Here is a 23,245-nt window from a genome sequence, read left to right as displayed (position 1 = left end):
GGCGCCAGGTGCCCATAGAGGAGGGGGGCGCGCTTTTATTGCTTTCTTCGATCGCGTATTGACACGGTGCGTCCGGCCGTGGATCTCTGTGCGCCAACCAACCGAGCGGGTGGAGATCGATACGCGCTTCGGCGTGCCGACGTACGCGACGGGCGAGGAGCGGTATGCGCTCGACGGGAGCGAGCTCGTGCCGGCGGGCGGCGCGTCCGGCGAGCCGGGCGTCTACCGGCAGCGGGTGGAGGGGCGCTTCGCGCGGATCGTGCGCCACGGGACCGGGCCCGACAGCTACTTCTGGGAGGTCACGGACAAGAGCGGGACGACGTATGTTTACGGGCGCAGCGCGACCGCGCGGCTCGACGATCCGGACCCGGGCCGGCCGCGCAACGTGTTCCGCTGGTACCTGGAAGAGGTGCGCGACCCGTTCGGCAACCAGATGTTCTTCCATTACGCGCATCGGGTCGAGCCCGCGGGCCCGGCGCCGCACATCGAGGTGCACCCCGAGCGCATCGAGTACACGGCCAACACGTCGCAAGGGGTCGAGGCGGCGTATGCCGTCGACTTCATCTCGGAGGAGGGGCGCCCGGATGGGATGCTGAACGGCAGGCCGGGCTTCCTGGAGCAGACGAGCGGGCGGCTCCAGCGCGTGGACGTGCGGTTCGGCGAGACGATCATCCGCAGCTACGCGCTCGAATACACCCGAGGAGATTTCGGCAAGAGCTTGCTCCAGGCGATCGCGGTCTCGGGCGAGGGGAGCCGCGACGGCGAGGGGACGCTCACGAGCGAGGAGCTCTATCGGCACACGTTCGAGTACTTCACCGCGCCGCGCACGGCGTCGGGGCAGCCCGGGGCGCTCGCGGCCGACGCCGTGACGTGGGGACAGGTGGGGTCGCAGAACGGCCTGTCGCGCACGGAGGACTCGACCTTCGGCGGCAGCGTGTCGGTGGGGCTGCTCGGCATCGTGAGCGTGGGCGGCGGCGGGTACAGCGGCGACCAGACGACGCGCGCCAGCCTGCTCGACCTCAACGGCGACGGATTGCCCGACTTCGTCGGCGACGGCGGGGATGCGCTGCGCAACTTGCTGCGCCTTCCCAGGGAGAATCACCTCGATCCGTTCCACCTCGGCGGGCTCGACCCGGGCGATCTCGGGCTGACGGACACCTCGGGATGGAGCATTCACGCGGGCATCAACGTGGGCGATGCGCTCAGCGCGTCGGCGGCGTACACGCGCAGCCGGGCGGAGGACGAGCGGGTCGCGTCGGATCTCGACGGCGACGGGTTCCCTGATCTCGTGTCGGTCGGGGACCTCGGGCAGGTCCAGGTCGCGATCAACGATCGACGCGGCGGGTTTCTGGGCGTGCAGGACTGGGGGACCGCCGACGTCAGCGCGCCGTCGGGCCGCCCGGACTTCGCGCTGGCGTCGCGCGCCGACTTCTATCCGGCGGACCCGATGCTCCGATGGATCGCGCCGTTCGAGGGGGACGTGCGCGTCGGGGGCGTGCTCCAGAAGCAGGATGCGGGGGGCGACGGGCTGCGCGTGGAGCTCGTGCGCAACGGGGAGCTGCCGCCGCTGTTCAGCCACGTGTTCGGTCCGGACGAGCTCGGGCCGTGCGCGATCGGCGCGGGCGACTGCGGCGGCGCGCCGCTCTCGGTCCACGTGCTCGCGGGCGATCGCCTCTACTTCCGGGTGAGCGCGGCGCCCGAGATCGACCCGGAGCGGGCGGTGAACACGGCCGCCGACCTGCTGTCGTGGAGCCCGTCGATCACCTACGAGGTCAGCGAGGAGCTGCTCGGGCGGGTGGGGCCGGACGGCCGACCCATCCATCGATTCGAGTACAGGGAGGACCATCGCCTCGGAGGGCGGCCCGAGGTGCCGTGGGTCGCGTCATCGGACGGGCTCGTGAGCATCACGGGCGATCTGGTGAAAGGGTCGACGAGCGATGAGCTGAGGGTGTCGATCGCGCGGGAGAGCGAGGGCAGGTTCTTCAGCGTCATGGACGAGGAGGTGGTGAGCGCGGACGCGGGGGTGCTGGCGCTCGCGGGGCGCCTCCACAGCGATGAGAACGGCCTGGTCTGGGTGAAGGAGGGCGATCGGCTGTGGTTCCGGGTGAAGTCGGACGTGCCCGACGACCCGGCGCGCGTCGCCTGGGCGCCGGCGGTGGAGTACAAGACGTACTGCCGCGCGGATCGGCAGAGCGGCGAGCGGCGCTGCGGGCCGGTGCAGTGTGGGGTGCAGCCGAACGGCCGCGCCGGCTGCAAGCTGGACAGCGACACGGCCGAGGACGCGCCGCTGCCGGTGGCGCTGATCCAGCAGCAGCCGTACGTGGCGATGCCGGTGCAGCGGTGGACGCCGGGGGCGCGGCGCGCGCCCTGGATCGCGCCGGAGACGGGGACGGTGCGGCTCCAGGGGTTGCTGATCGTGCCGGGGACGACGCCGGTGACGCTGCTGGTGCAGGGGGTGCATCGGCTGCTGTACAAGCAGCTGTACGTGGCGCCGAGCCGCGCCGGAACCGCGCTGCCCGTGGCGGTGGACCTGGAGGTCGAGGCCGGCGAGCCGATCTACGTCGTGCTCTTCCAGAAGGGAGCGGCCGGGGGCAGCGGCGCGCTGGGCGGCGCGAGGATCGGTGGAGCGCCGGCGCCGGTCGCCCGGCTCGTGCCCGACGCGGCGTCCGAGGCGCTGATCGACGGGGCGCCGCAGGACCCGACGGCGGGTGGGTTCCACGGCTGGTCGATCGGCTTCATGAACGGAGACCGCGTGTTCTCCGAGGCAAACATCCTGTTCCCGACGCGCGACCCCGAGCGCGGCTTCACGCTCGCGGTGCCGCTCTCGCCGGAGGGAGGCGCGCCGATCTGGGGCGCGGCGGCGTCGGAGGCGTTCGTGGGCGGCGATCGGGTGTTGCCGTCGGTGGTGGGGCGGCTGTCGGGGCAGCGGCACCGGGGCAGCGTGCGCTACGCGGAGACGTGGAACGCGGAGCTCACGGCGGGCGCGGGCCCGGTGGGAGGAGGCTATAGCTTCGGCAGCACGACGACGGATCTGGAGCTCGTCGATCTGAACGGCGATCGCTTCCCGGACAGGGTGACGCGCGAGGGAGCGGCGCTGAGCACGGGCCGGGGCTTCGGCTCGAGCGCGTCGTTCTCGCTGCCGGAGGCGCTGCGGCGGGTGGAGCACCGGACGGTGCGGCTGAGCGGCGAGCTTGCGTCGCTCACGTTCAGCGCGGGAGACGAGGAGGAGCAGACGGTCAACAAGACCGACAGCCGGGGGCGTTCGCAAGGCTACCTGCGCACGAGCTTCAGCGCCGGGACGAGCTACGGGCTATCGGCGGCGCACGTGGAGCTGCTCGACATCAACGGCGATGGACTCGTCGACCAGGTGGCGCAGAACCCCGAGAGCGGGCAGATGACGGTGGCGCTGAACCTCGGTTACCGGTTCACGGCGCCGGTGCCGTGGCAGCGGGACGCCTTCAACAAGGCCAGCTTCAACGCGGGCGTGCTGAACGATGCGCTCGGCGAGGTGCTGGGCTTCTTCTCGGACGCGGCGGGCCCGGAGGCGGTGCGGCTGGAGGACACGGGCGCGCAGAGCATCGGGTTCGGGGCGAGCGCGGGGGGCTCCAGCGGCGGGGTGAGCGCGAGCGTGGGCGCGGGGATCGGCTACACGCGCACGACGGCGCGCACGATCGTGGACTTCGTGGACGTGAACGGCGATGGGCTGCCGGACAAGGTGATGAAGGCGCCGGAAGAGGCGTTCTTCCGGGTGCAGCTGAACCTCGGCGCGCGGTTCGCGGCGGAGGAGCAGTGGCCGGCCGGCGACTGGGGAGTGGACCTCGATCCGCTGGAGTACGCGTTCATGGGGAGCGGCGACGCGGTGGGCTTCCGGCGCTCGGAGAGCCACGACGGCAGCGTGTCGCTGCAGGTCTGTTACTTCGTCTGCGTCGGCGGGTCGGTGTACTACTCGGAGGGAACGGGCGCGTCGCACCTCGGGTTCGAGGACATCGACGGCGACGGGCTGGCCGACCACGTGCTGAAGCGGGACGGCGACAGCGCGGTGCGGACGCGGAGGAATGCCATCGGCAAGGCGAACCTGCTGTGGCGGGTGAACCGGCCGCTGGGCGGGAGCGTGGAGATCGACTACCGGCGCGAGGGCAACCTGGTGGTGCCGAGGGAGGTGGCCGGGAATGCGCCGGTGGACGAGAGCGACGACCGCCCGGCCGTTGTCGACATGCCGTCGAGCCAGTGGGTGCTGAGCGACGTGGTCGTGCGCGACGGGGTGGAGGGCGTGAGCGGCGCGCAGGGGGTGCACACGTACCGGACGCGGATCGAGACCTACGGAGACGGGATCTATCACCGGGACGAGCGGATGGACCTCGGCTACAGGCACGTCACGACGACGACCCTGGGCGAGGACGGGGATGCCGCGATGGCGGTCGAGGAGGTGGAGTACCGGAACGAGGACATCTACCGGCGTGGGCTCGTGGCGCGCTCGGCGCTGCGCGATGGCGAGGGGATGCTCTACACGGTGGAGGAGGTCGAGCACCTGCCGCCCGATCTGGGGCAGATCGCGGCGAACGGGTGGTTCTTCCCGGGGGAGACGGCGCGGACGAGCGCGTTCTACGAGGGGACAACGGACGACCCGGCGGCGGTTCACAAGAGCGCGCTGGAGACGCAGTTCTACGACGCCGACGGCAACCTCACCGACGTGTTCTCCTTTGGCGAGGAGGGGAGCGCGGTGGACGATGTGCACCACCACATCGCGTACGAGCAGGACGACGCGCCCTATTTCGTGAAGCCGAACCTCGTGCGGACGACCGACGCGGAGGGCCGCGTGCTGCGCGAGCGCACGGCGACGTACTGGCCGGGGACAGGCGCGCTCGCGACGCTCACGAACGTCATCGCCGGAGGCAAGCGGCCGGACGGCTCACCGTATGCGGGCGACCAGGCCACCTGGCGCTTCAGCTTCGATGAGGTGGGCAACCTCGCGACCTTCACCGATCCGGCCAGCTACGAGCTGACCTACGGCTACGATGCGCTGACGCGCAGCTACCGCACGTGCGTGACCGACAGCTTCGGTTACCGCTCGATCACGGTGCCCAACCTGCTGTTCGGCACGGTGGCGCAGGAGACCGACGTCAACGGGCACACGATGGTCCATCGGTACGACGCGTTCGGCCGGCTGATCGGGGTCTGGGGACCGAACGACCTCACCGAGCCGCAGGCGCTTCCAATCGGATGCACGCCGAGCAAGATCTGGAGCGAGGAGGACCTCGACGGGGAAGGCGAGCCGGCGGTCGGGTTCGAGTACGCGCTCCAGCCGGATCAGTCCGCCGCGCTGCCGGCATGGGCGAGGACGAACCACAAGGACGCGGAGCACCCGGGCGATCCGATCGTGACGGTGACGTTCGCGGACGGGCTCGGGCGGGTGATCCAGACCAAGAAGGACCAGGAGCGCGACACGGGTACGGGCACCGAGGTCGGGATGACGGTGAGCGGGGCGGTGCGGTTCGACGCGCTCGGTCGCGTGGTGGAGCAGGGACAGCCGGTGTTCAGCGTGGAGCCGGACACGGCGTTCACGGCGGTGGAGATGGTGCGGAGCACGCACTTCGAGCACGATGTGCTGTCGCGGACGCGGCTTGTCGAGATGCCGGACCCCAAGGCGGATACGACGACTGGGCACGCGCAGACGTGGGTCGACTATGACCTGGTGCAGTTCGACGGGCAGCTCATGTTCCAGGAGACGGTGATCGACGCGAACGGCAAGTCGCGTAACACCTACCGGGACGTGGGCGGGCGGATCGCGGCGGTGGAGGAGTGGAACACGATCGACGAGGTGGGGCAGCAGATCGTGACGCGGTACGAGCACAACCCGGTGGGCGAGCTGGTGCGGGTGACGGACGCGCGCAACAACGCGACAACGGCGACATACGACACGGCGGGCCGCATGGTGGAGCTCGTGAGCCCGGACGCGGGGCGCACGGAGTGGCGGTACGACCTGGCCGGGAACCTCCGCGCGAAGCAGACGGCGGAGCTCGCGTTGCGCGGTCAGCTGATCCGGTACGAGTACAACCACAACCGGCTGTGGAAGATCGACTATCCGGTGACGCAGGACGTTGTGTACACGTACGGCGAGGCCGAGGAGGCCGGCGACGCGCAGGGCAACCGCGCGGGGCGGATGAAGCAGGAGACGAGCGCGGCGGGGACGCGGAGCTACCGGTATGACCGGTTCGGCCATGTGGCGGAGCTCGTGGCGGAGTTCCCGCGGCTGCGCGAGCCGCACCGGGGGCCGTACCAGACAACGCTGAAGTACGTGTTCGATTCGCTGGGTCGGATGCAGGAGCTGCACTTCCCCGGTTCGGGCGAGGAGATCGTGCGCTATGGGTACGACCGCGGGGGCGCGGTGGTGTCGGTGGTCGGGGAGAACCAGAAGGTCAATCCGCAGCACCCGAATGAGCCGATGACGACGGAGTACCTGAGACACATCGGGTACGACGAGTTCGGTCAGCGGGTGCGGGTGGTGGCGGGCAACGGGATCGAGACGAAGTACCGGTACGAGGCGTCGACGCGGCGGCTATCGGAGGTGGACGCGGACCACCGGACGCCGCAGATGCAGCAGATGGGGCGGCCGCCGAGGGCGTTCCAGCGGCTGCGGTACGATTATGACCTCGTGGGCAACGTGCTCGCGCTCGACAACGAGGCGCCGTTCGACGAGTCGCCGGGCGGAGCCGTCATGGTGGGGAAGACGCAGCAGCGGTTCGCGTACGACGACCTCTACCAGCTGACCGAGGCGTCGGGGACCTACCAGGAGCGGGGAAACGAGCAGCAGGGGTACACGCTGGACATCGCGTATGACGTCCTCGGGAACGTGAAGAAGAAGGGGCAGGAGGTGGCTCGGTACGTGCCGAAGCACAACGCCCCGGGGGAGTGGCAGAAGCAGGAGCCGATCCGGGAGAGGACGTTCCGCAATGAGTACCGCTACACCGGTCCGCGGCCGCACGCGGCGAACCAGGTGGACGAGTACGTGGTGGCCGAGACGTCGCCGCGGCTGCGGGAGCTGTTCTATGACGCGAACGGCCACCACAAGGAGTGGAAATACCGGGGTAACCTGCAGCGCACCCTGAGCTGGGACGAAGACGGCCGGCTTGTGTCGGTGATAGAGAACAACCAGGAGATGTCGCGGGCGCTGTACGACGGCGCCGGGGAGCGACGGGTGCACCGGCACGGGGTGGCCGGCGAGGAGGAGACGGCGTACGTCGACCAGCACCTCGTGGTGCGCAACGGGGTGGTGGCGACAAAGCACCTGTTCGCGGGGGAGACGCGGCTCGCGAGCAAGATCGACGCGGACTGGTTCCAGCGGCCGCCGGTGTTGTACTACCACCCGGACCACCTTGGCAGCACGCAGTACGTCACCGACCAGGACCAGCAGCTGAGCCAGCACGTCGAGTACCTGCCGAGCGGGGAGCTGTGGACCGACCAGACCGACTCGCAGTTCCAGAACCGGCAGCCGTACCTGTTCACCGGCAAGGAGCTCGACATGTCGACCGGGCTCTACCACTACGGGGCGCGGAGCTATGACCCGCGGCTCGGGGTGTGGATGAGCCCGGATCCGATCCTCGACCAGTACATGCGGGGGGCGCTGAATGGCGGGGTGTACGACCCGATTCACCTGGGGCTGTACACGTACACGCGGAACAACCCGCTGAGGTTCGTCGATCCCACCGGGCTGGCCGAGGAATGTGTTGATGGCGGTTGTCAGTCGTTCGTGGGGGCTGTGGACAGCCCAGAGCAGAGCATCGTTCCGGATGATACGATGTGCGCCTCTGGCGTCTGCGTAGACGGCGGTCCCGCGGAGCGGCTCGCCTTCCACCAAGCGCAGGTTGCGAGAGAAGACCTGCCGCTGGAAACATCGGTGATCGACCCGATCGATGCGGTGCTCATTGGGGGCACAGCCGTGACGGTGGTCAAGGTTGGGGGCAAGGCGATCTCCAAGCTGGCTGCGCGGAGGGCCGCCGCGAAAGCGGAAGCCTTGGCCGGGAAGGGAGCACCGAAGCTGTTGCCTGCGTTTTCGCAGACAACCCGCGAGGCTGTACTTTCCAGCTCCCAGCTTGCGAAGGGAGCAACCACGCGAGGAGCATCGCTCTTGGAGAAGCGTGTGGCAGAGGGGGTGATCACAGGAATCAAGCCGACTCAGGCAAACGCGGTGCGTATTATTGGAGATGTGCTTGGGAACCCCCTCCGAACACAGGCAACAGGCCGGTTCGGACAGGTTGATGTGATAGGTCGCAGCTTCGGGCAGGAGGTCAGCATCCGCATCAACACGCAGACCGGAAATCTGATCGGGTTCCGTCGTGTCGACTTCTGAGGAAAAATCATGGCAGCTCATGGTTTGAACAAGTTAGATAATGCCATTGGTAAGCGGCTAATTCATGTCCGTCGCTTCGTGCTCGGTCTCGGTCGGACTAATGACGCATTCGGGCATGGCATAACAGAGCTTGTCTTCGACGGCACGCCGCTCGTGGTGCGTCCAGGGCCCAATGAGGATTATCTCGTCATCGAGGATGGGCCGGTGGACCGGAGTGATCTGGACATGTCGTATTGGAGCGAGGTGAGCCTTACCAGCGAGTTTCACTGGGGGCCTCGCGGTCAGCTCGAGCACGTTGACGTCTTCGCAACCGACTCGGAAGATGTTGCTCTCGTATTCGAGTTTAGTGGCGGCGAAGCGTTCTCGATTGTCTTGTGCGATGGGGACGTGGCGATCGGCCGACGTCTTGAGCTATTTGTCAGCGATCCGAACCATGTGCGACCCGAGTTTCGGGCGCGAATTCCGGGTGCTCCAGCTGAATAGCCTCGACGCCGGCCCGCTCGCGACTTCGACGGCGACGGCCGCTCGGACATCTTGTGGCGCGACGAAAGCGGCCAGCTCGCAATCTGGTTCGGTGGCGAGCAGGGCTTCGACTCGCCCTCGTACAACAACGCGCACGGGCCTGGCGACCTCTCATCGTGGATTTCGATCACGATCGCCGCGACGACATCGTCTGGCGGCACACGAATGGCCAGGTCGGCATCTGGCTGATGCACGGCGCGCACTTCTGGGTGACGTGCCCCCGCGCCAGGTCGACAACAGCTGGGCGATCAAGGGCCTGCTCCACGACGCCGGGCGATAAGTCGTCGAGCCGGGCCCCCGTGGGCCCCTCTCACAGCGCCGGACGCGCGGGCGCTCTTCGCCGCGCGCTCGGCCGCTCAACCCGCGTGGTCGGCCGCGCGGGCGCCGCTGGCCAGATCGTCGGTCTCGCCGGGCGCAAACCCCACGAGATCGGGCTCGGCCGAGAGCGCCACGCCGAACCGGTCGAGCACCCCGCGACGCACGCGCCGCGCGAGATCGAGGAGCTCCGCCGCGGTGGCGCCGCCGCGGTTGACCAGCGCGAGCGTGTGGCGCGTCGAGATGCCCGCGGCGCCGTGGCGCGTCCCCTTCGCGAAGCCGGCGCGCTCGATGAGCCAGGCGGCCGACAGCTTCACCCGGCCGCCGGCCGCCGGATACCGCGGGATCGCCTCGCCGGGCGCGAGCACGCCCGCCGCCTCGATGCGCGCGAGGACGCCCGCGGCGGCGCCCGCGTCGAGCGTCGGGTTCATGAAGAACGACCCCGCGCTCCGGCCGTTCTCGTCGCCCGGATCGAGCACCATCGACTTGCCGCGGCGGAGCGCGATCACCGCGCTCCGCACCTCGGGGAGCGGCGGCGCGGCCCCCGCCGCAGGCGCGGCGAGCGCCCGCTGGAGCTCGGGGTAGCGGACCGCCGCGGCGCCCCCGGGGCGCAGCGCGAACGTGACCGCCGTGATGACATACCGCCCGCGCCACGCGCGCTTGAACCGGCTGTCGCGGTACCCGAACCCGCAGTCCGCTCCGGAAAGGACGGCGGCCGCCCCCGTCGCGCGGTCGATCGCCTCCACCTCGGCGATCGTCTCGGCGACCTCCTGGCCGTAAGCGCCCACGTTCTGGATCGGCGTGGCGCCGACGTCCCCAGGGATCCCCGACAGGCACTCGACCCCCGCCCAGCCCTCGGCGACCGCCCGCGCCACGAGGTCGTCCCAGCCCTCGCCCGCCCCCGCGCGCACGAGGACGCTCGGGCCCCGCCCGCCATCGCCGCCCTTCGCGCCCACGACCTCGACCCCGCGGACGCGCACGCGCAGCACAAGCGCGTCGACGCCGCGGTCGGCGACAAGCAGGTTCGAGCCGCCGCCCAGCACGAACAGCGGCACGCCGCGGGCCTCGGCGAAGCGGAACGCCTCGACCACCGCGGCGTCGCCCTCGGCCTCGGCGAAGAAGCGCGCCGGGCCGCCCACGCCGAGCGTCGTGAGCGGGGCCAGCGGGACCGACTCGCGGACCTCGAGGCTCAGGGCTTCTTCTCCGGTCCCTGCGGCCGCGCCGCGCCGCGCGCCGCCGGCTTCTGCGCGCCGCTCGCCGGCCGCGCCACCCGGATGCCCGCCATGAAGCCGCTGTCGACCGCCTGCACCCGCTCGACGAACGCCTTGTACTCGTCGGTCGACACCGTCCCCGTCGGCAAGCTCATCGCGAAATCCTCCTCGATCACCGCGCCGTAGCTGCCCTTGCGCGACGCCGCGAGGCCCGCGTGCTCGACCCGCACGCCCTCGGGCGCGCGCAGGACCGCGTAGCCCGCCGGCAGCTCGATCCGGCGGCGCATGTGGTACTGGAGCGCGGTCTCGATCGAGAGCGCGCTCTTGCGCGCCCCGCGCGAGGCGTACGTGGCGCCGAGCGTGCCCGTGAACGCGCGCGGGAACACGAGGTGCACCGGCTCCAGCCCCGGCAGCGTCCACGCCGCGGCGTCCTTGCCCTCCGGCCGCGCGAAGCCGTGGATCGTCACGGCGGCGCGGAGCGCGACCTCCCACGAGCCCTCCGTCGACGAGACCGTGACGTCCTCGACGTCGGCCCACGGGAGCCAGCCGAGCACGACGCCCCGGAGCATCTCGCGCCGCGCCGTGCCGACCACCGTCTCGAACGCCTCCGAGAGCGCCTGCGCCGCCCGGCCGTGCAGCAAAATAGTGAACGATCCCGATGCGTTACCCTTCGCGTCGACCGTGAGCCGCAGGTCGACCTCGTCGCCGGTCTCGCCGCTCGTCCCGGCCACCGTGACGAGCTCGCCGCCCGGCAGCATGGCGGCGCGGCCGCGCAGCTCGGGGCTGATACGCCCGGGCGGGAGCGGCGGGCCCTCGACGTCGGCGTCGATCCACACGTCGCCGCCCGGCAGGCGCGCGATGACGAGCGGGTGGCGGAAGCGCCCGGCGTGCGGCGGGAAGTCGGCCGACGAGCTGAACGGCTCGGTCTCGGCGATCGCGAGATCGGCGCGCACGCCGAGCTCGCGCAGGGCGCGGTAGACGACCCACGACCGGCTGCCCTGGCCGAGCTCGATCATCGCGCGCGCCGTCGTGCGCTGCGGACCGCCGCCCATGAGCGCCGCGAAATCCGAGAGCTCGGCGCCGCCGGCGACCTTCACCGCCTTGCCCGCGGCCGCGACGACGCGCTCGAGCAGCGCGGGCGACGGCGCCCGCTCGGGGCCCGCCGCCTCCCGCGCCCACCGGGTCATGGTCGGGTCGCGGTCCGAGAGCGCGCGGAGGTTCTCGTCGATCGCCGCGGCCACGTGGCTCCAGGTCTGCGTCCCCAGGCTGACGCCGACGCCCATCTCCATGCGGGGCACGCCGTCCTCGATGCGCCGCGGCGGCTGGTCCTTGATGCGCCAGACGCTGACCTTCGAGGCGCCCTCGACGCGCTCCTCCGCGGCGCCGAGCAGCGGGTGCGACCAGACCGCGAGCGGGAGCGACGACGGGCGGCGGACCTCGATCGCCGCCTCGCGGACGCTCGTGCGCTCGGGGAGCAGATCCCACGTGTCGATGACGAGCTGGCCGCCGTCGCCCGGCAGCGCGTACCCCTCGGTGATCTGCTCGACGTAGTCGCCCTGCTCGAGCTGCGAGAGGTCGCTGTGCTCCTGCGCGGCGTTCGACGCGGCGTCGGGCGCGAGGATGCGGCCGTCGCGCTTGTGGATGCGGCGGCGCAGCAGCCGCGCGGTGCCGCGGCCCTCGATGAGCGGGCCGTAGGCGACCGCGCCCTGGGCGACGTCCGTGGTGCCGGAGACGCGCCGGAGGTCGTACGTCACGTAGTGGACGAGCCCGTCGGGCGAGATCGTGAACCGCTCGACGTGGCGGAGCACCGCGGTCGCGGCGCCGGGGAGGAACGCCTTCGCCTGGTCCTCCAGCACGAGCTTGCGCCCCTCGACCTCGAGCGGCGGCGCCGGGTCCGGCGTGAGGCCGAGCGCGCGGGAGATGGGGCCGATCCCGGCGGCGGCGTCGCGCGCCGTGATGCGGTCGCGGGCGAGGCGGCCCCGCACCGCGCGGCCGTCGCCGCGGCCGGCGGCGAGGCCGAGCGCCTCCAGCATCACGCGCTCGCCCGGCGGCATGGCGTCGTACACGGCGAGCGCGCCGCGCAGATCGCCGCGGGCGACGCGCTCGCGCAGCTCGACCTCGCGCAGGGCGCCGGGCGCGCGGCGGAGCCGGCGCAGCCGCTGGATCTCGGCGAGGACCGCGGGGCGGTCGCTCGCGCCGAGGAGCGCGCCCAGGCACGCGTTGCTCGAGCGATCGAGCCCGCCGCCGCAGGCGGCCTTGACCGCGTCGACCCCGGCGCGGCCGTGGATGCGGTCGTCGACCGCGGCGAGCAGCGCCGAGCCCGGCGCCGCCGCGGCGAGCCTTGCGTACGCGGCCTCGGCGACGTCGGTGACGCCGGCGCGGCGGGCGGTCACCGCGAGCTCGGCGAGGACCATCCGGTCGGCGCCGGAGACCCCGGGCGCGCTCGGGCCGGCCGGGCCGGGCGGGGCGACCTTCACCCCGAGCTCCCGGAGCGCGTCCATGGTGCCCTCGCCCTGGCCGCCGCGGCGCTCGGCGAGCTCCGCCCGGTAGAGGCGCGCCTCCCACGACGCGGGCCACGCGGCGAGCACGCGCTCGACGGCGGCGCGGGTGCGCTCGACGACCTTGGCCTCGGGCAGATCGCCCACGCGGCGGATGGCGCGCGCGTAGAGCAGATCGTGGCGCGGCGAGCGCGGCGCGGGGGCCGGCGACGAGCGCGGCGCGGAGGCCGGCGAGGGCGCGCCGCCCTGGCCGAGGCGGCCGTCGCCGTCCGGGTCGAGGAGGTGCTCCGCCGCGCGCGCGTCGCCGAGCGCGAGCAGCGCCGCGGCCGCGACGTCGACGCCCGCGGGGCCGAGCCGCTCGCCGGGGGCGCGGCCCGCCGCCGTGGCCGGGACGAGGCTCACCGCGGCGGGCCGCGCCGCGGTCGCGGACGCGGCGGCGCCGGGGCGCGGCGCGCGGGCGCGGAGCGGCAGGCCGTTCTCGCCCCACGCGCTGAGCTCGACGTCGCTGCCGTCGCCCTTCTGCGCCACGCGCACGACGACGCGCAGCGTCCCCGGCTGGGCCTCCACCGTCGCGAGGCGCGTGACCTGCGCGCCGCCCGCCGCGTAGTCGCGCTGGAGGGCGAGCACGCCGCCCACCTCGAGCACGGCGGCGGACGACGAGGCGAGCGCGAGGCTCACGCGCTGGGCGATCGGGTTGTGGAGGTCGACGACCACGGCGCGCGTGCCCTGGAGCGCGCTCACCGCGTCGACGGGGATCGCGCAGGCGTCGGCGCGGACCACGATCGGCGAGGTGGCCCGCGCGAACGGGGCGATCCCCGGGTAGGACCGCGCGAGCGGCGCGCCCGGCGCGGAGCTCACCGGCGAGGGGCGGGCGAGGCTCTGGAGCGGGGTCGCGTCGAGCGGGCCTAGGAGAGCGGCCTCGCCCGCGCAGCCGCGGCGCGCGCTCCACGTGGCCGCCGCGGCCTCGTCGCCCACGTGGAGGGCGATGCGGTGGAGGGCGGCCGCGAGCGCGCCGCGCACGAACGGCATCTCCGGCGCGCCGCGGCCGGCGACGTCGGCGAACGCCCAGGCGCGCTGGAGGCGGCGGGCGACCTCGGGGAGCGCCTCGCGCGAGCGGAAGGCGATCGCCGAGGCGTCGGGGGCGGGGCCGCTCGCGGTGCCGGCGCCGAAGACGAGCGCGTCGAGCGACGCGATCACGGTGGCGAGCGCGCCCTCGTCGCTCGGCGCGTCGACGGCGCGCTCGATGGCGGCGAGGTACGGCGCCGCCGCGGCGGAGCTCGCGATCTCGGCCTCCAGCGCGGCGCCGAACGCGGCGGGGAGCGGCGCCTCGACGGCCGCAGGCGCCGCGGCCCCCCGCGGCGCGCAGGCGGCGGGCGCGCCGCCGGCGAGCGCCAGGGCGAGCGCCAGGGCGGCTTGGCGCGCGACGGGGGCGCACCCGGCTTGGCGCGCGACGGGGGCGTACCCGGCGTGGCGAGGGCTGCGAGGGCTCGCCGCGCACTCGCCGACGTTCCTGGGGCTACGGGGCTCGGTGGTCACGATCGGCGTCTCCCGGCGCCGCGCGCGGCGGTGCCTGTCCGCCGTTCCTTACGGGCCTGGGATCGCCGACGCAAACGTGAACTTCGGGGCGGCGGCGCGGTCCGCCCGACCCGCGAGGCCGGCCTCGTGTCCTTGGCTTCAGCCCGAGCCGCCCGCCGGGGGCCTCGGCGCGGCGCCTCCGGTGGGGGTGCGCGCCGGCGCGCCGGACGACGCCGCGTCGCTCGCCGAAAGGCGCTTCATGCAGAGCTTGAGGCCCGCACGGAGGTTCCCCACGGTCGCGATACCCGACAGGTCGAGCCCGAGGGAGACCATCGTCTGCGCCACGTTGGATCGGATGCCCGTGATGACCCCCTCGGCGCCCAGGAGCCGGATGGCGCGGACGAGCTCGATGAGATAACTCGCTGTCTTCGTGTCGACGAACTCGACACCGGTGAGGTCCAGGATCGCGAAGCGGGCCTGCTTGTCCACGATGGCGGCCAGGAGGTCGTCCATCACGTCGGCGGCCCTCTTGCTGTCGACGACGCCCACCATCGGGAGGGTCAGCACGCTGTCCCAGACCTCGATGATGGGCGTCGACAGGTCGCGGATCACGCTTCGCTGGCGCTCGATGATCTCGATCCGCGACTTCAGCTCGTCTTCCCTGAGCTTCGCCTCCGTGCCGTCGAGCGTGAAGCTGACCGCGCCGTCGGGCTCCCCGCGGGCGTCGCGGACCGGGACGACCCACGTCTCCCAGGCCATCCCGAACGCCTCGACGTGGGTGCGGACGAGCTCGCCCCGGACCGCTCTTCGCATCGGCTCCATGTCCATCGGCGCGGGGGGGTCATCGAACACGTTCATTCCGACGAACTGGCCCGGCTTCAGGCCGAGGGACGGGAGCGTCTTGCCCTCGTGGAAGGTGCAGACTCCATCGCGATCCATCCGGGTCACCGACGTCTCCACGGCGCCGAGGATGGCCCGGAGGATGACGTCGCTCTCCCTCAGCCCCTCGACGGCCTTGACCTGCTCCGTGACATCCTGCCCGAAGCAGAGCAGCCGAATCGGCTTGCCGCCGTCGTCGACCACGGGCGCATGTCGCCACTCGCACACCACGGCGCGCCCGTCCTTGCGGGCATGGGTGCAGCGGAGCGGGGCGCTCGCCTGCCCGAGCGAGCGCCGCCAAATCTCGGCGTCCGGACCGCTCAGGATCGTGTCGGTGAGGCGGAGGCCCACCACTTCGTCAGCGGTATATCCAAAGAGGCGCTCCGCCTCGCGATTCCACGCGACGACCACGAGATCATCGAGGTTTTCCGCGCACTCGATCACCGCGAAAGGCGCGCTGCGGACAGCGTTCATGTAGCTCGTGGGGAGCCCAGGGGATCCGGGGGCAGTCGCTGTGCTCGTCATCGTTCGTCCTCAAGGTAACGTGGGCCGGCGGCCGGTGTCGAGGACGACCGACGAGCGGTCAGCGAGGGAGGGAGGGAGAGGGCTGGGCCGAGCGCGTGAGGTGAAATTCAATCGCGCTGGCGGGCCCCGGGGATCAGGAGCCCTTCCGGGCACACATGGTGGGCGTCCGCCGTCCGTCGGATGCGGACCTCTGTGACGGCGCGGGCTGGAGCTGCCCGACGACCTGGTCCGCAATTTCCCGAACGTCGCTGCTCCACACGGCCGGGGGCGGTGGTCAGGCGACCCTGGGCGCTGGTGAGACGGAGCTGGCTCGACCGCGCTCTGCACGCGCGAAGCGCGCCGCACGCAGGCGAAGCGCCGTGTACGATGGACTTCATGCAGAGAGAAGGGAAGATGTCATGAAAAAGGGAGCGCAGGAAGAGGCCAAGAAACGGCGGAGCGGCGGGAAGCATGCCCCGTCCACCAGCGAACACGATGACTCCGCCGCGGTGACGGCTTACCTGGCTGCGCTGGAGCACCCGCTCAAAGCGGTGGTCGTGGCGGTTCGGAGCGCCATCCTCGGGGTCGACCCGGCGATCACCGAGGGGATCAAGTGGAATTCCGCGAGCTTCTATTGCCACGGATGGTTCGCCACGGCCAACGTCCGGGCCAAGGGCGCGGTCCAGGTCGTGCTGCACCACGGGGCCAGCGTGCGTGCGGAATCCACCCTCAGCCAGTCGATCGACGACGCGGCGGGCCTGCTGAAGTGGTTGTCTGCTGACCGGGCGATCATCACGTTCACCAGCCTCGATGACCTCGAGGCCAGCCGGGGTGCCTTCGTCGCGATCATCCGACAGTGGGCGGCATACCAGGTGAAGCTCGCCAGCCTGGCCTGATCGGGCGCGGAGCCTGGTCGTTCGCACGTACTTCCGACCGCTCCGGAATTTGCCTCTCTGCACCATCAGCTGCCCCATCGACCGTTGCCCTCCCGGAGGACGGATGGGGCCGCCTCCCGCCTGCCGGGCACCATCGCTCGCCGGCCCAACCCTATGCCGGGTGACGAGGCAGGGTCGCCCGAGGTACACTGCAACCGATGAAGCTCGCCATCGACCTATCGCCCGCGCAAGCCGAACGCCTCCATGAGCGCGCAAAGAGCCTCGGCTTGCAGCCGGAAGAGCTGGCGCGGGCCGCCGTGGCGGATCTGCTGACAACCCCGGACGACGAGTTCCGTGCTGCCGCCGAGGTCGTCCTCCAGAAGAACGCAGAGCTGTACAGGCGGCTCGCCTGAGAGTGCGTTACTTGACTTTGGCGGAAGTCTTCTTCCTCCACGAGCGGGTTCTTGCTGCGAGCGGTGGCGCCGCAGGCGTTCGAGACCTCCGCGCCGTCGAGGCTGCCGTGGCCCAGCCGAAGGCAACTTTCGGCGGCGAGGACCTCTATCCTACCGTCGTCGCCAAGGCAGCGACGCTCTGCTTCTCGCTCGTGCAAGGCCACCCGTTCATCGACGGAAACAAGCGTGTCGGCCATGCCGCGATGGAGGTCTTCCTCATGCTGAACGGCTACTCCCTTGACGCGCATGTCGACGAGCAAGAGCGCATCATGCTCTCGCTTGCCTCCGGCACGCTTGCGCGGGACCAGTTCGTCGCCTGGCTCGAGCAGCATGCCGGCCCGTGAGGGCAACGGCCGAGGAGGCGATCGTCGATTTCCAAGCGCTCCGTGCTGTGTGTAGGATTCGCGCATGAAGGTACTCAAGTACGTTGGCCTCGGGCTCCTGGCCGTCGTTCTCCTGTTCGTGATCGTGGTGATGACGCAACCTTCCACGTTCCGCGTCGAGCGCTCAGAGACCGTGGCCGCGCCTGCCGAGGCGGTGTACGCGCAGGTCGTCGACTTTCACGCCTGGCAGGGGTGGTCGCCGTGGGAGAAGCTCGACCCGTCCATGCAGAGGACCTATGGCGGGCCCCCGTCCGGCACCGGCGCGTCGTACGCGTGGTCGGGCAATGAGCAGGCGGGCGAGGGCAAGATGACCATCACGGAGGCCAAGCAGCCGTCGAACGTCACCATCCGGCTCGAGTTCATCAAGCCGTTCGAGGCGACGAACACCACAACATTCACCCTCGTTCCGGCGCCCGGCGGCACGAAGGTGACGTGGGCCATGGAGGGGGAGAACACCTTCGTCGGTAAAGCATTCGGGCTCTTCATGGACATGGACAAAATGGTCGGTGCTGACTTCGAGAAGGGGCTCAGCGCGATAAAGCAGAACGTGGAGTCGAAGGCAGCGCCGCCGAGCTGACCGTCGGCGGGGCGCCCCCCGCTCGATCAGCCGTCGTCGTGCACGATCGCCCATCCGAGCTCGGGGGCGAGCTTGGCCGCTGTCCGCCGCACCTGGGCCTCGATGCCCTGCTCGCCCATGGCTCCGGCTCGCCCGCTCGCCCGAGCCCCACACTCCCGGTCCTGACGAGGTTTCGCGGGCGCACGCGAGGCGCCCTCGCGCGCGCCGGACGCGCATCTGGACAGGGCGTCCTCATGGCGCCCAGGTGACGTGGGGGAAGAGGATCGTCCGGCCCGAAAGAGAGCTGAACTACCTCTTGCGATGTGCCGGCCAACCCATCGACAGCACCGAGAAATCGACGCCAGCGTAGGGGATTCCCTTCCGAGGGCGGTGCAGCAGCCGTGTGGGCGCTTGCAAGAAAGTGGACCGCGCCGCGCAGGTTCTGCTAGGGGGAGGACTTATGATCATCGCGCTCACCGGACAGAAGGGTGGGATCGGCAAGAGCACCACGGCCGTGAGCCTCGCCGTGGCCGCGCTGGCGAACGGCCGGCGCGTGCTGCTCGTCGACGCCGATCCCCAGGGGACCGTCCGTACGTGGGGCGACGTGGCCGCCGAGGCAGGGCACGAGACCCCGACCGTCATGGCCATGGGCGCCTCGATGCACAAGCCGGGGCAGCTGCCGGACGTCGCCGCCGCGTACGACCTCACGGTGATCGATTGTCCCCCGCGTCACGGTGAGATCGCGCGGTCGGCGCTGATGGTCGCCGACGTGGCCATCTACCCTTGCGGCCCCACGGCCGCGGACGCCTGGGCCCTCACCGCCGCGATCGAGGTGTTCCGCGAGGCCGCGGCGCTGCGGAGCGCGCTCAAGGGCTGCATCCTCATCACGCGCAAGCAGGGCCGCACGGCGCTCGGCAAATCGGCGCGCGCGGTGCTCGAGACCTCGGGCCTGCCGGTGCTCTCCACGGAGCTCGGCTATCGCATTGCCTACCAGGAGTCCCTCGCCTGCGGGCAAGGGGTGACGGGCTACGCGCCGCGCGACGCCGCGGCCAAAGAGATCACCCACCTTCTCGAAGAACTGGAGAAGCTTCATCATGGCGAAAAAGCAAGTCGCGGTCTCGCTAAGAAAGCCGCCGTCGCCTGAAAAGGCGGACGCGTTCGTCGCGGGCAGCACCGACGGCAAACCGGCCCACGACGCCGTGAAGTCGCGGCCCGCCGCAGACAAGCGAGCGCCCGACGACGACAAGCCGGCCGAGGCGAAGCAGGAGCGAGCGCCGGAAGCGCAGCCGGCTCCCGAGCCGCCCGCGGCGCCGCTGCAGGCGAGCGCGGCCGCCGAGCCCCAGGCGCTCGCCACCACCTCGGAGCCGCCGGCCGCCCCGGCGGTGCTCGTCGGGAACGACGGCCGCGCGCGGCGCGCGGTGACCGTCTACCTCCCCGATCCGCTCGCGGACCGGCTGCTGCTCCACTGCATCGAGCAGGACCGCGACGTGAGCAACCTGGTCGGCGAGGCGGTCGAGGTGCACCTCGACAGGCGCCTCGGGCCGGCGTCGGTCTCCGCATCCCCGGCCTCGGACGGCGCAGCCGCCGCGCGAGAGGCGGCGCCGCCGAGCCCGACGTACCGCGCCGAGCCGTACCGCGCCGAGCCGTACCGCGCCGAGCCGTACCGCGCCGAGCCGTACCGCGCGGCGGACACGAGCTCGAAAGGGCGCGTCGGTCGGATGGTCCAGGTGGGGCGGGTGCTGATGACCCTGTGGCGACAGCGGCCCCGGGCGAGCTGACCCGAGCGCGCGAGCGAGCCCGACAAGGCACCACCGCTCTCGAATCGAACCGCTGCGCGAAACCCCGTCGCGACCGACGCTCCGGGGGTGGCCGGACAGCAGCTGGAAGGCGAGCGGAGGGAGAACAGGGATCTTCCTGCCTTGCCGCTCTCCCTCCTCACCTGCGAGCCTCTCTCCGGGCCCCAAAAGGCCATCCCGTGTCCTGCCCTTCCATTCCCGGTTCCCGGTGCGCAGCCCTCATCAAGCCTCCAGACAAGAGGCGTGCCCGTCTCTCCGCGGGGCGTGGCCAGGCCGCCCGCCCTGCCGAGGCGCCGCGCGATGGATGAAGCGCGCCGCTCCCGCCGCCGAGCGCGCGATGAGCTCCAGCGTCACGGAACCGTTCGCCGCGGCGGCGACTGACCACCAGGACGAGCGATGACCCAGCATGTTCGGGACGAGGGGACGGCCGCGCGTGGGCCCAATCAGAAGGAGGCGCAGGTCACGTCGGACGCCGGCCGCTCCGTTCACGCGATGTTCATGGAGGCGCCGACCGCCATCGCGGTGTTCCGTGGCCCCGACTGGGTGATCGATTTCACGAACCGGCTCGCCCAGCGCCTCTTCCGCGACCGGACCGTCGTGGGCAGGCGCCTCTTCCAGTGCGCCCCGGAGCTCGCCGGCTCCCGGGTGGCCGATCTGCTCGAGCGGGCCCACGGATCGAGCCAGCCCGCCGCCGCGGGCGAGCTCCTCATCCTCCTCGACCGCGGCGCGGGCGACGGGGCGCTGGCCGAGGGGTACTTCAACGTGACGTTTCAGCCCATCCCGGCCGCGGGCGGCGGGGCGGCGAGCGTGGTGCTCTTCGCCGTCGAGGTCACCGATCAGGTGCTCGCGCGCCGCCGCATCGAGCAGCTCGCCGAGCAGCTCGAGCACGAGCGCCACAAGCTGGAGCAGATCATCCAGCAGATGCCCCACGCGGTGTACATCGCTGAGGCCCCCTCGGGGCAGATCGTGATGGGCAACGCCCAGTGCGCCGAGCAGCTGGGGCGCCCCTTCGTCCCGTCGGCGGACATCGCCACCTACAACGCGGCCTACCACGGCTTCCACGGAGACGGCCGCCCCTACGCGCCGCACGAGTGGCCGCTCGCGCGCGCGGTCACCGCCGGTGAGCTCGTCCGGGCCGAGCCGGTGGAGATGCTGCGCACCGACGGCGCCCGCGCCATCATCGAGTACAGCGCCGCGCCCATCCGCGGCGCCGCGGGGCAGATCGTGGCCGGCGTCGTGGTGGGCGTCGACGCGACGGAGCGGATCCGCGCCCTGCGCGAGGAGCAGCGCCGCAGCGAGCAGCTCAGGGGGCTCGCCGAGGCGTCGCTCGCCGTCAACTCGGCGACGTCGCTCGAGCGGATGCTCGCCGAGATCACCGAGCGGGCGCGCTCGCTCATCGGGGCGCACCAGTCGGCCATCCGCATGACCGACGACCAGGACTGGGCGCAGGCCACCCACGCCGTCAGCCTCTCGGACAAGTACGCCGCGTACCGCAGCGACGACGCGAGGACGAACGGGAACGGCATCGACGCGCTGGTCCGCAAGGCCAACAGGCCGCTCCGCATGACGCAGGTCGAGCTCGAGGCGCACCCGGCGTGGCGGGGCCTCGACGGCGAGGGCGCGAGCCACCCGCCGAGGCGCGGCTGGCTCGCCGCGCCGCTCATCTGCCGCGACGGCAGGAACCTCGGGCTCATCGAGCTCTCGGACAAGGAAGAGGGCGAGTTCACCGGCGACGACGAGTCGATCCTCGTGCAGCTCGCGCAGCTCGCCAGCGTGGCCATCGAGAACGCGCGGCTGCGCGAGGGGTCGCTCGCCGCCGAGAAGCGCTTCCGCTCCATGGTCGAGGCGACCACGGTCGTCGTCTGGCGGACCGATCCGGGCGGCCAGGTCGTGGAGGACTCCCCGTCCTGGCGCGGCTTCACCGGGCAGAGCTACGAGGCGTGGGCCGGCTACGGCTGGCTCGACGCCGTCCACCCCGACGACCGCGAGCGCGCGGACGCCGCGTGGCGAGGCGCCGTCGCGTCGAGGAGCCGGTACGAGGTGGAGTATCGGCTGCGCCGGCGCGACGGGTCGTGGGCCCACACCGTCGCGCGCGGCGTCCCCCTCGTGGCGGACGACGGGGCGATCTACGAGTGGGTCGGCTGCAACGTCGACGTGAGCGACATCCGGCGCGCCGAGGAGGCGTTCCGGGTCCAGCACCGGCTCGTGCGCACCATCGCCGAGAACGCGACGCTCGGCCTGCTCATGATGGATGCGCACCAGCGCTGCACCTTCATGAACCCGGCGGCCGAGAAGATCACCGGCTTTCGCTTCGACGAGATCCAGGCGATCGATCGCCCCCTGCACGAGATCGTCCACCATACGCGGCCGGACGGCAGCCGCTATCCCATGGAGGAGTGCCCGATCGACCGGGCGCTGCCGCGCAAGAGCCAGGAGCAGGGAGAGGACGTCTTCGTCCGCCAGGACGGCTCCTTCTACCATGTGGCCTTCACCGCGAGCCCCATCCTCGACGGCGACGTCCCCGTGGGCACGGTCATCGAGCTCCGCGACATCACCGAGCAGAAGCGCGCCGAGGCCGAGCGCGAGCGCCTCATCGCCGCGCTGGAGCGGAGCAACAAGGAGCTCGACCAGTTCGCCTATGTGGCCAGCCACGACCTGAAGGCGCCGCTGCGCGGCATCGCGAACCTGACGCAGTGGATCGAGGAAGATCTCGCCGGGACCCTCGGGGGCGCTTCGCGCGAGCACATGACGCTGCTGCGCGGCCGCGTCCGCCGCATGGAGGCGCTCATCGACGGGATCCTCGATTACAGCCGCGCCGGCCGGCTGCGGCACGCGCTGGAGCCGGTCGACGTCGGTCAGATCCTCGCGGATGTCGTCGAGCTGATCGCGCCTGCGCCCGAGGCCAGCGTCGAGGTCGCGCCGGGGCTGCCGGTGCTGCGGACCGAGCGGATCCCGCTGCAGCAGGTGTTCATGAACCTCATCAGCAACGCGCTCAAGCACGCGCGGCGCGCCGATGCGCGCGTGCGGGTCGGGCACGGCGACGCGGGCCTGCACCACGAGTTCTTCGTCGAGGACAACGGGCCAGGCATCGCCCCGGAGTTTCACGAGCGCGTCTGGGGCCTCTTCCAGACGCTCGAGGCGCGCGACAAGGTGGAGGGCACAGGGATCGGGCTGTCGGTGGTGAAGAAGATCGTCGAGAGCCGAGGCGGACGCATCTGGATCGACTCCCCCCGAGGCCCGGGCGCCACCTTCCGCTTCACCTGGCAGAAGCGTGATCCGAGCGACTCCTGAGACCCGGTGCTGCCGCGCCCGGCGAGCGCCACTGGCAAGCTCAGCAGAGGTACGGAATGTCCTTGTTGGAGTTGAACCGGGCGAAATGGTGGTCCAAGCTC

12 protein-coding genes are annotated in these 23,245 nt (G+C 71.7%); 9 read left to right on the top strand and 3 right to left on the bottom strand.

Annotation, left to right across the window (positions count from 1 at the left end):
* Positions 1 to 88: 88 nt before the first annotated feature.
* Both WME75_RS40350 and WME75_RS40345 read left to right on the top strand, forming a co-directional pair.
* Positions 89 to 8,347, top strand: coding sequence for an RHS repeat-associated core domain-containing protein (locus WME75_RS40350; RefSeq protein WP_437482092.1), 8,259 nt, complete (start codon positions 89 to 91; stop codon positions 8,345 to 8,347).
* 9 nt (positions 8,348 to 8,356) lie between these two features.
* The gene (locus tag WME75_RS40345; protein ID WP_437482089.1) at positions 8,357 to 8,830 is read left to right on the top strand and encodes a hypothetical protein; all 474 of its coding nucleotides are present in this window, start codon (positions 8,357 to 8,359) and stop codon (positions 8,828 to 8,830) included.
* Positions 8,831 to 9,225: 395 nt separating this feature from the next.
* Here WME75_RS40345 and WME75_RS40340 read toward each other — a convergent pair whose 3' ends face one another.
* From WME75_RS40340 to WME75_RS40330, 3 genes are all read right to left on the bottom strand, one after another.
* The gene (locus WME75_RS40340; protein WP_437482086.1) at positions 9,226 to 10,323 is read right to left on the bottom strand and encodes a UDP-N-acetylmuramate dehydrogenase; all 1,098 of its coding nucleotides are present in this window, start codon (positions 10,321 to 10,323) and stop codon (positions 9,226 to 9,228) included.
* Positions 10,324 to 10,373: 50 nt separating this feature from the next.
* Complete coding sequence (locus tag WME75_RS40335; RefSeq protein WP_437482083.1) at positions 10,374 to 14,429, bottom strand: hypothetical protein; 4,056 nt, start codon at positions 14,427 to 14,429, stop codon at positions 10,374 to 10,376.
* 138 nt (positions 14,430 to 14,567) lie between these two features.
* Entirely contained in the window at positions 14,568 to 15,812 is a 1,245-nt protein-coding gene (locus tag WME75_RS40330) for a PAS domain-containing protein (RefSeq protein ID WP_437482081.1), read from the bottom strand.
* 398 nt (positions 15,813 to 16,210) lie between these two features.
* Between WME75_RS40330 and WME75_RS40325 the strand changes: the two genes are divergently transcribed.
* The 7 genes from WME75_RS40325 (at position 16,211) to WME75_RS40295 (ending at position 23,144) form a co-directional block, all read left to right on the top strand.
* Positions 16,211 to 16,687 (top strand): DUF1801 domain-containing protein, encoded by a 477-nt coding sequence (locus WME75_RS40325; protein ID WP_437482078.1) that lies wholly within the window; start codon positions 16,211 to 16,213, stop codon positions 16,685 to 16,687.
* A 197-nt stretch (positions 16,688 to 16,884) separates the two neighbouring features.
* Positions 16,885 to 17,079 carry a DNA-binding protein gene (locus WME75_RS40320; protein WP_437482075.1) on the top strand — a complete coding sequence of 65 codons (195 nt, stop codon included), beginning with the start codon at positions 16,885 to 16,887 and terminating at the stop codon, positions 17,077 to 17,079.
* A 2-nt stretch (positions 17,080 to 17,081) separates the two neighbouring features.
* Positions 17,082 to 17,462, top strand: coding sequence for a type II toxin-antitoxin system death-on-curing family toxin (locus WME75_RS40315; RefSeq protein ID WP_437482073.1), 381 nt, complete (start codon positions 17,082 to 17,084; stop codon positions 17,460 to 17,462).
* A gap of 64 nt (positions 17,463 to 17,526) precedes the next feature.
* The gene (locus WME75_RS40310) at positions 17,527 to 18,078 is read left to right on the top strand and encodes an SRPBCC family protein (protein ID WP_437482070.1); all 552 of its coding nucleotides are present in this window, start codon (positions 17,527 to 17,529) and stop codon (positions 18,076 to 18,078) included.
* Between the two features lie 382 nt (positions 18,079 to 18,460).
* The gene (parA, locus tag WME75_RS40305) at positions 18,461 to 19,201 is read left to right on the top strand and encodes a ParA family partition ATPase (RefSeq protein ID WP_437482067.1); all 741 of its coding nucleotides are present in this window, start codon (positions 18,461 to 18,463) and stop codon (positions 19,199 to 19,201) included.
* Positions 19,202 to 19,256: 55 nt separating this feature from the next.
* Positions 19,257 to 19,835 (top strand): hypothetical protein, encoded by a 579-nt coding sequence (locus WME75_RS40300; RefSeq protein WP_437482064.1) that lies wholly within the window; start codon positions 19,257 to 19,259, stop codon positions 19,833 to 19,835.
* 414 nt (positions 19,836 to 20,249) lie between these two features.
* Positions 20,250 to 23,144, top strand: a complete 2,895-nt coding sequence (locus WME75_RS40295; protein ID WP_437482061.1) for a PAS domain S-box protein — start codon at positions 20,250 to 20,252, stop codon at positions 23,142 to 23,144.
* Positions 23,145 to 23,245: the final 101 nt, after the last annotated feature.

The sequence above is a fragment of the Sorangium sp. So ce1014 genome (assembly GCF_051521505.1).
Classification (GTDB): Bacteria; Myxococcota_A; Polyangia; order Polyangiales; family Polyangiaceae; genus Sorangium.
This window is presented reverse-complemented; position numbering and strand designations above follow the sequence as displayed.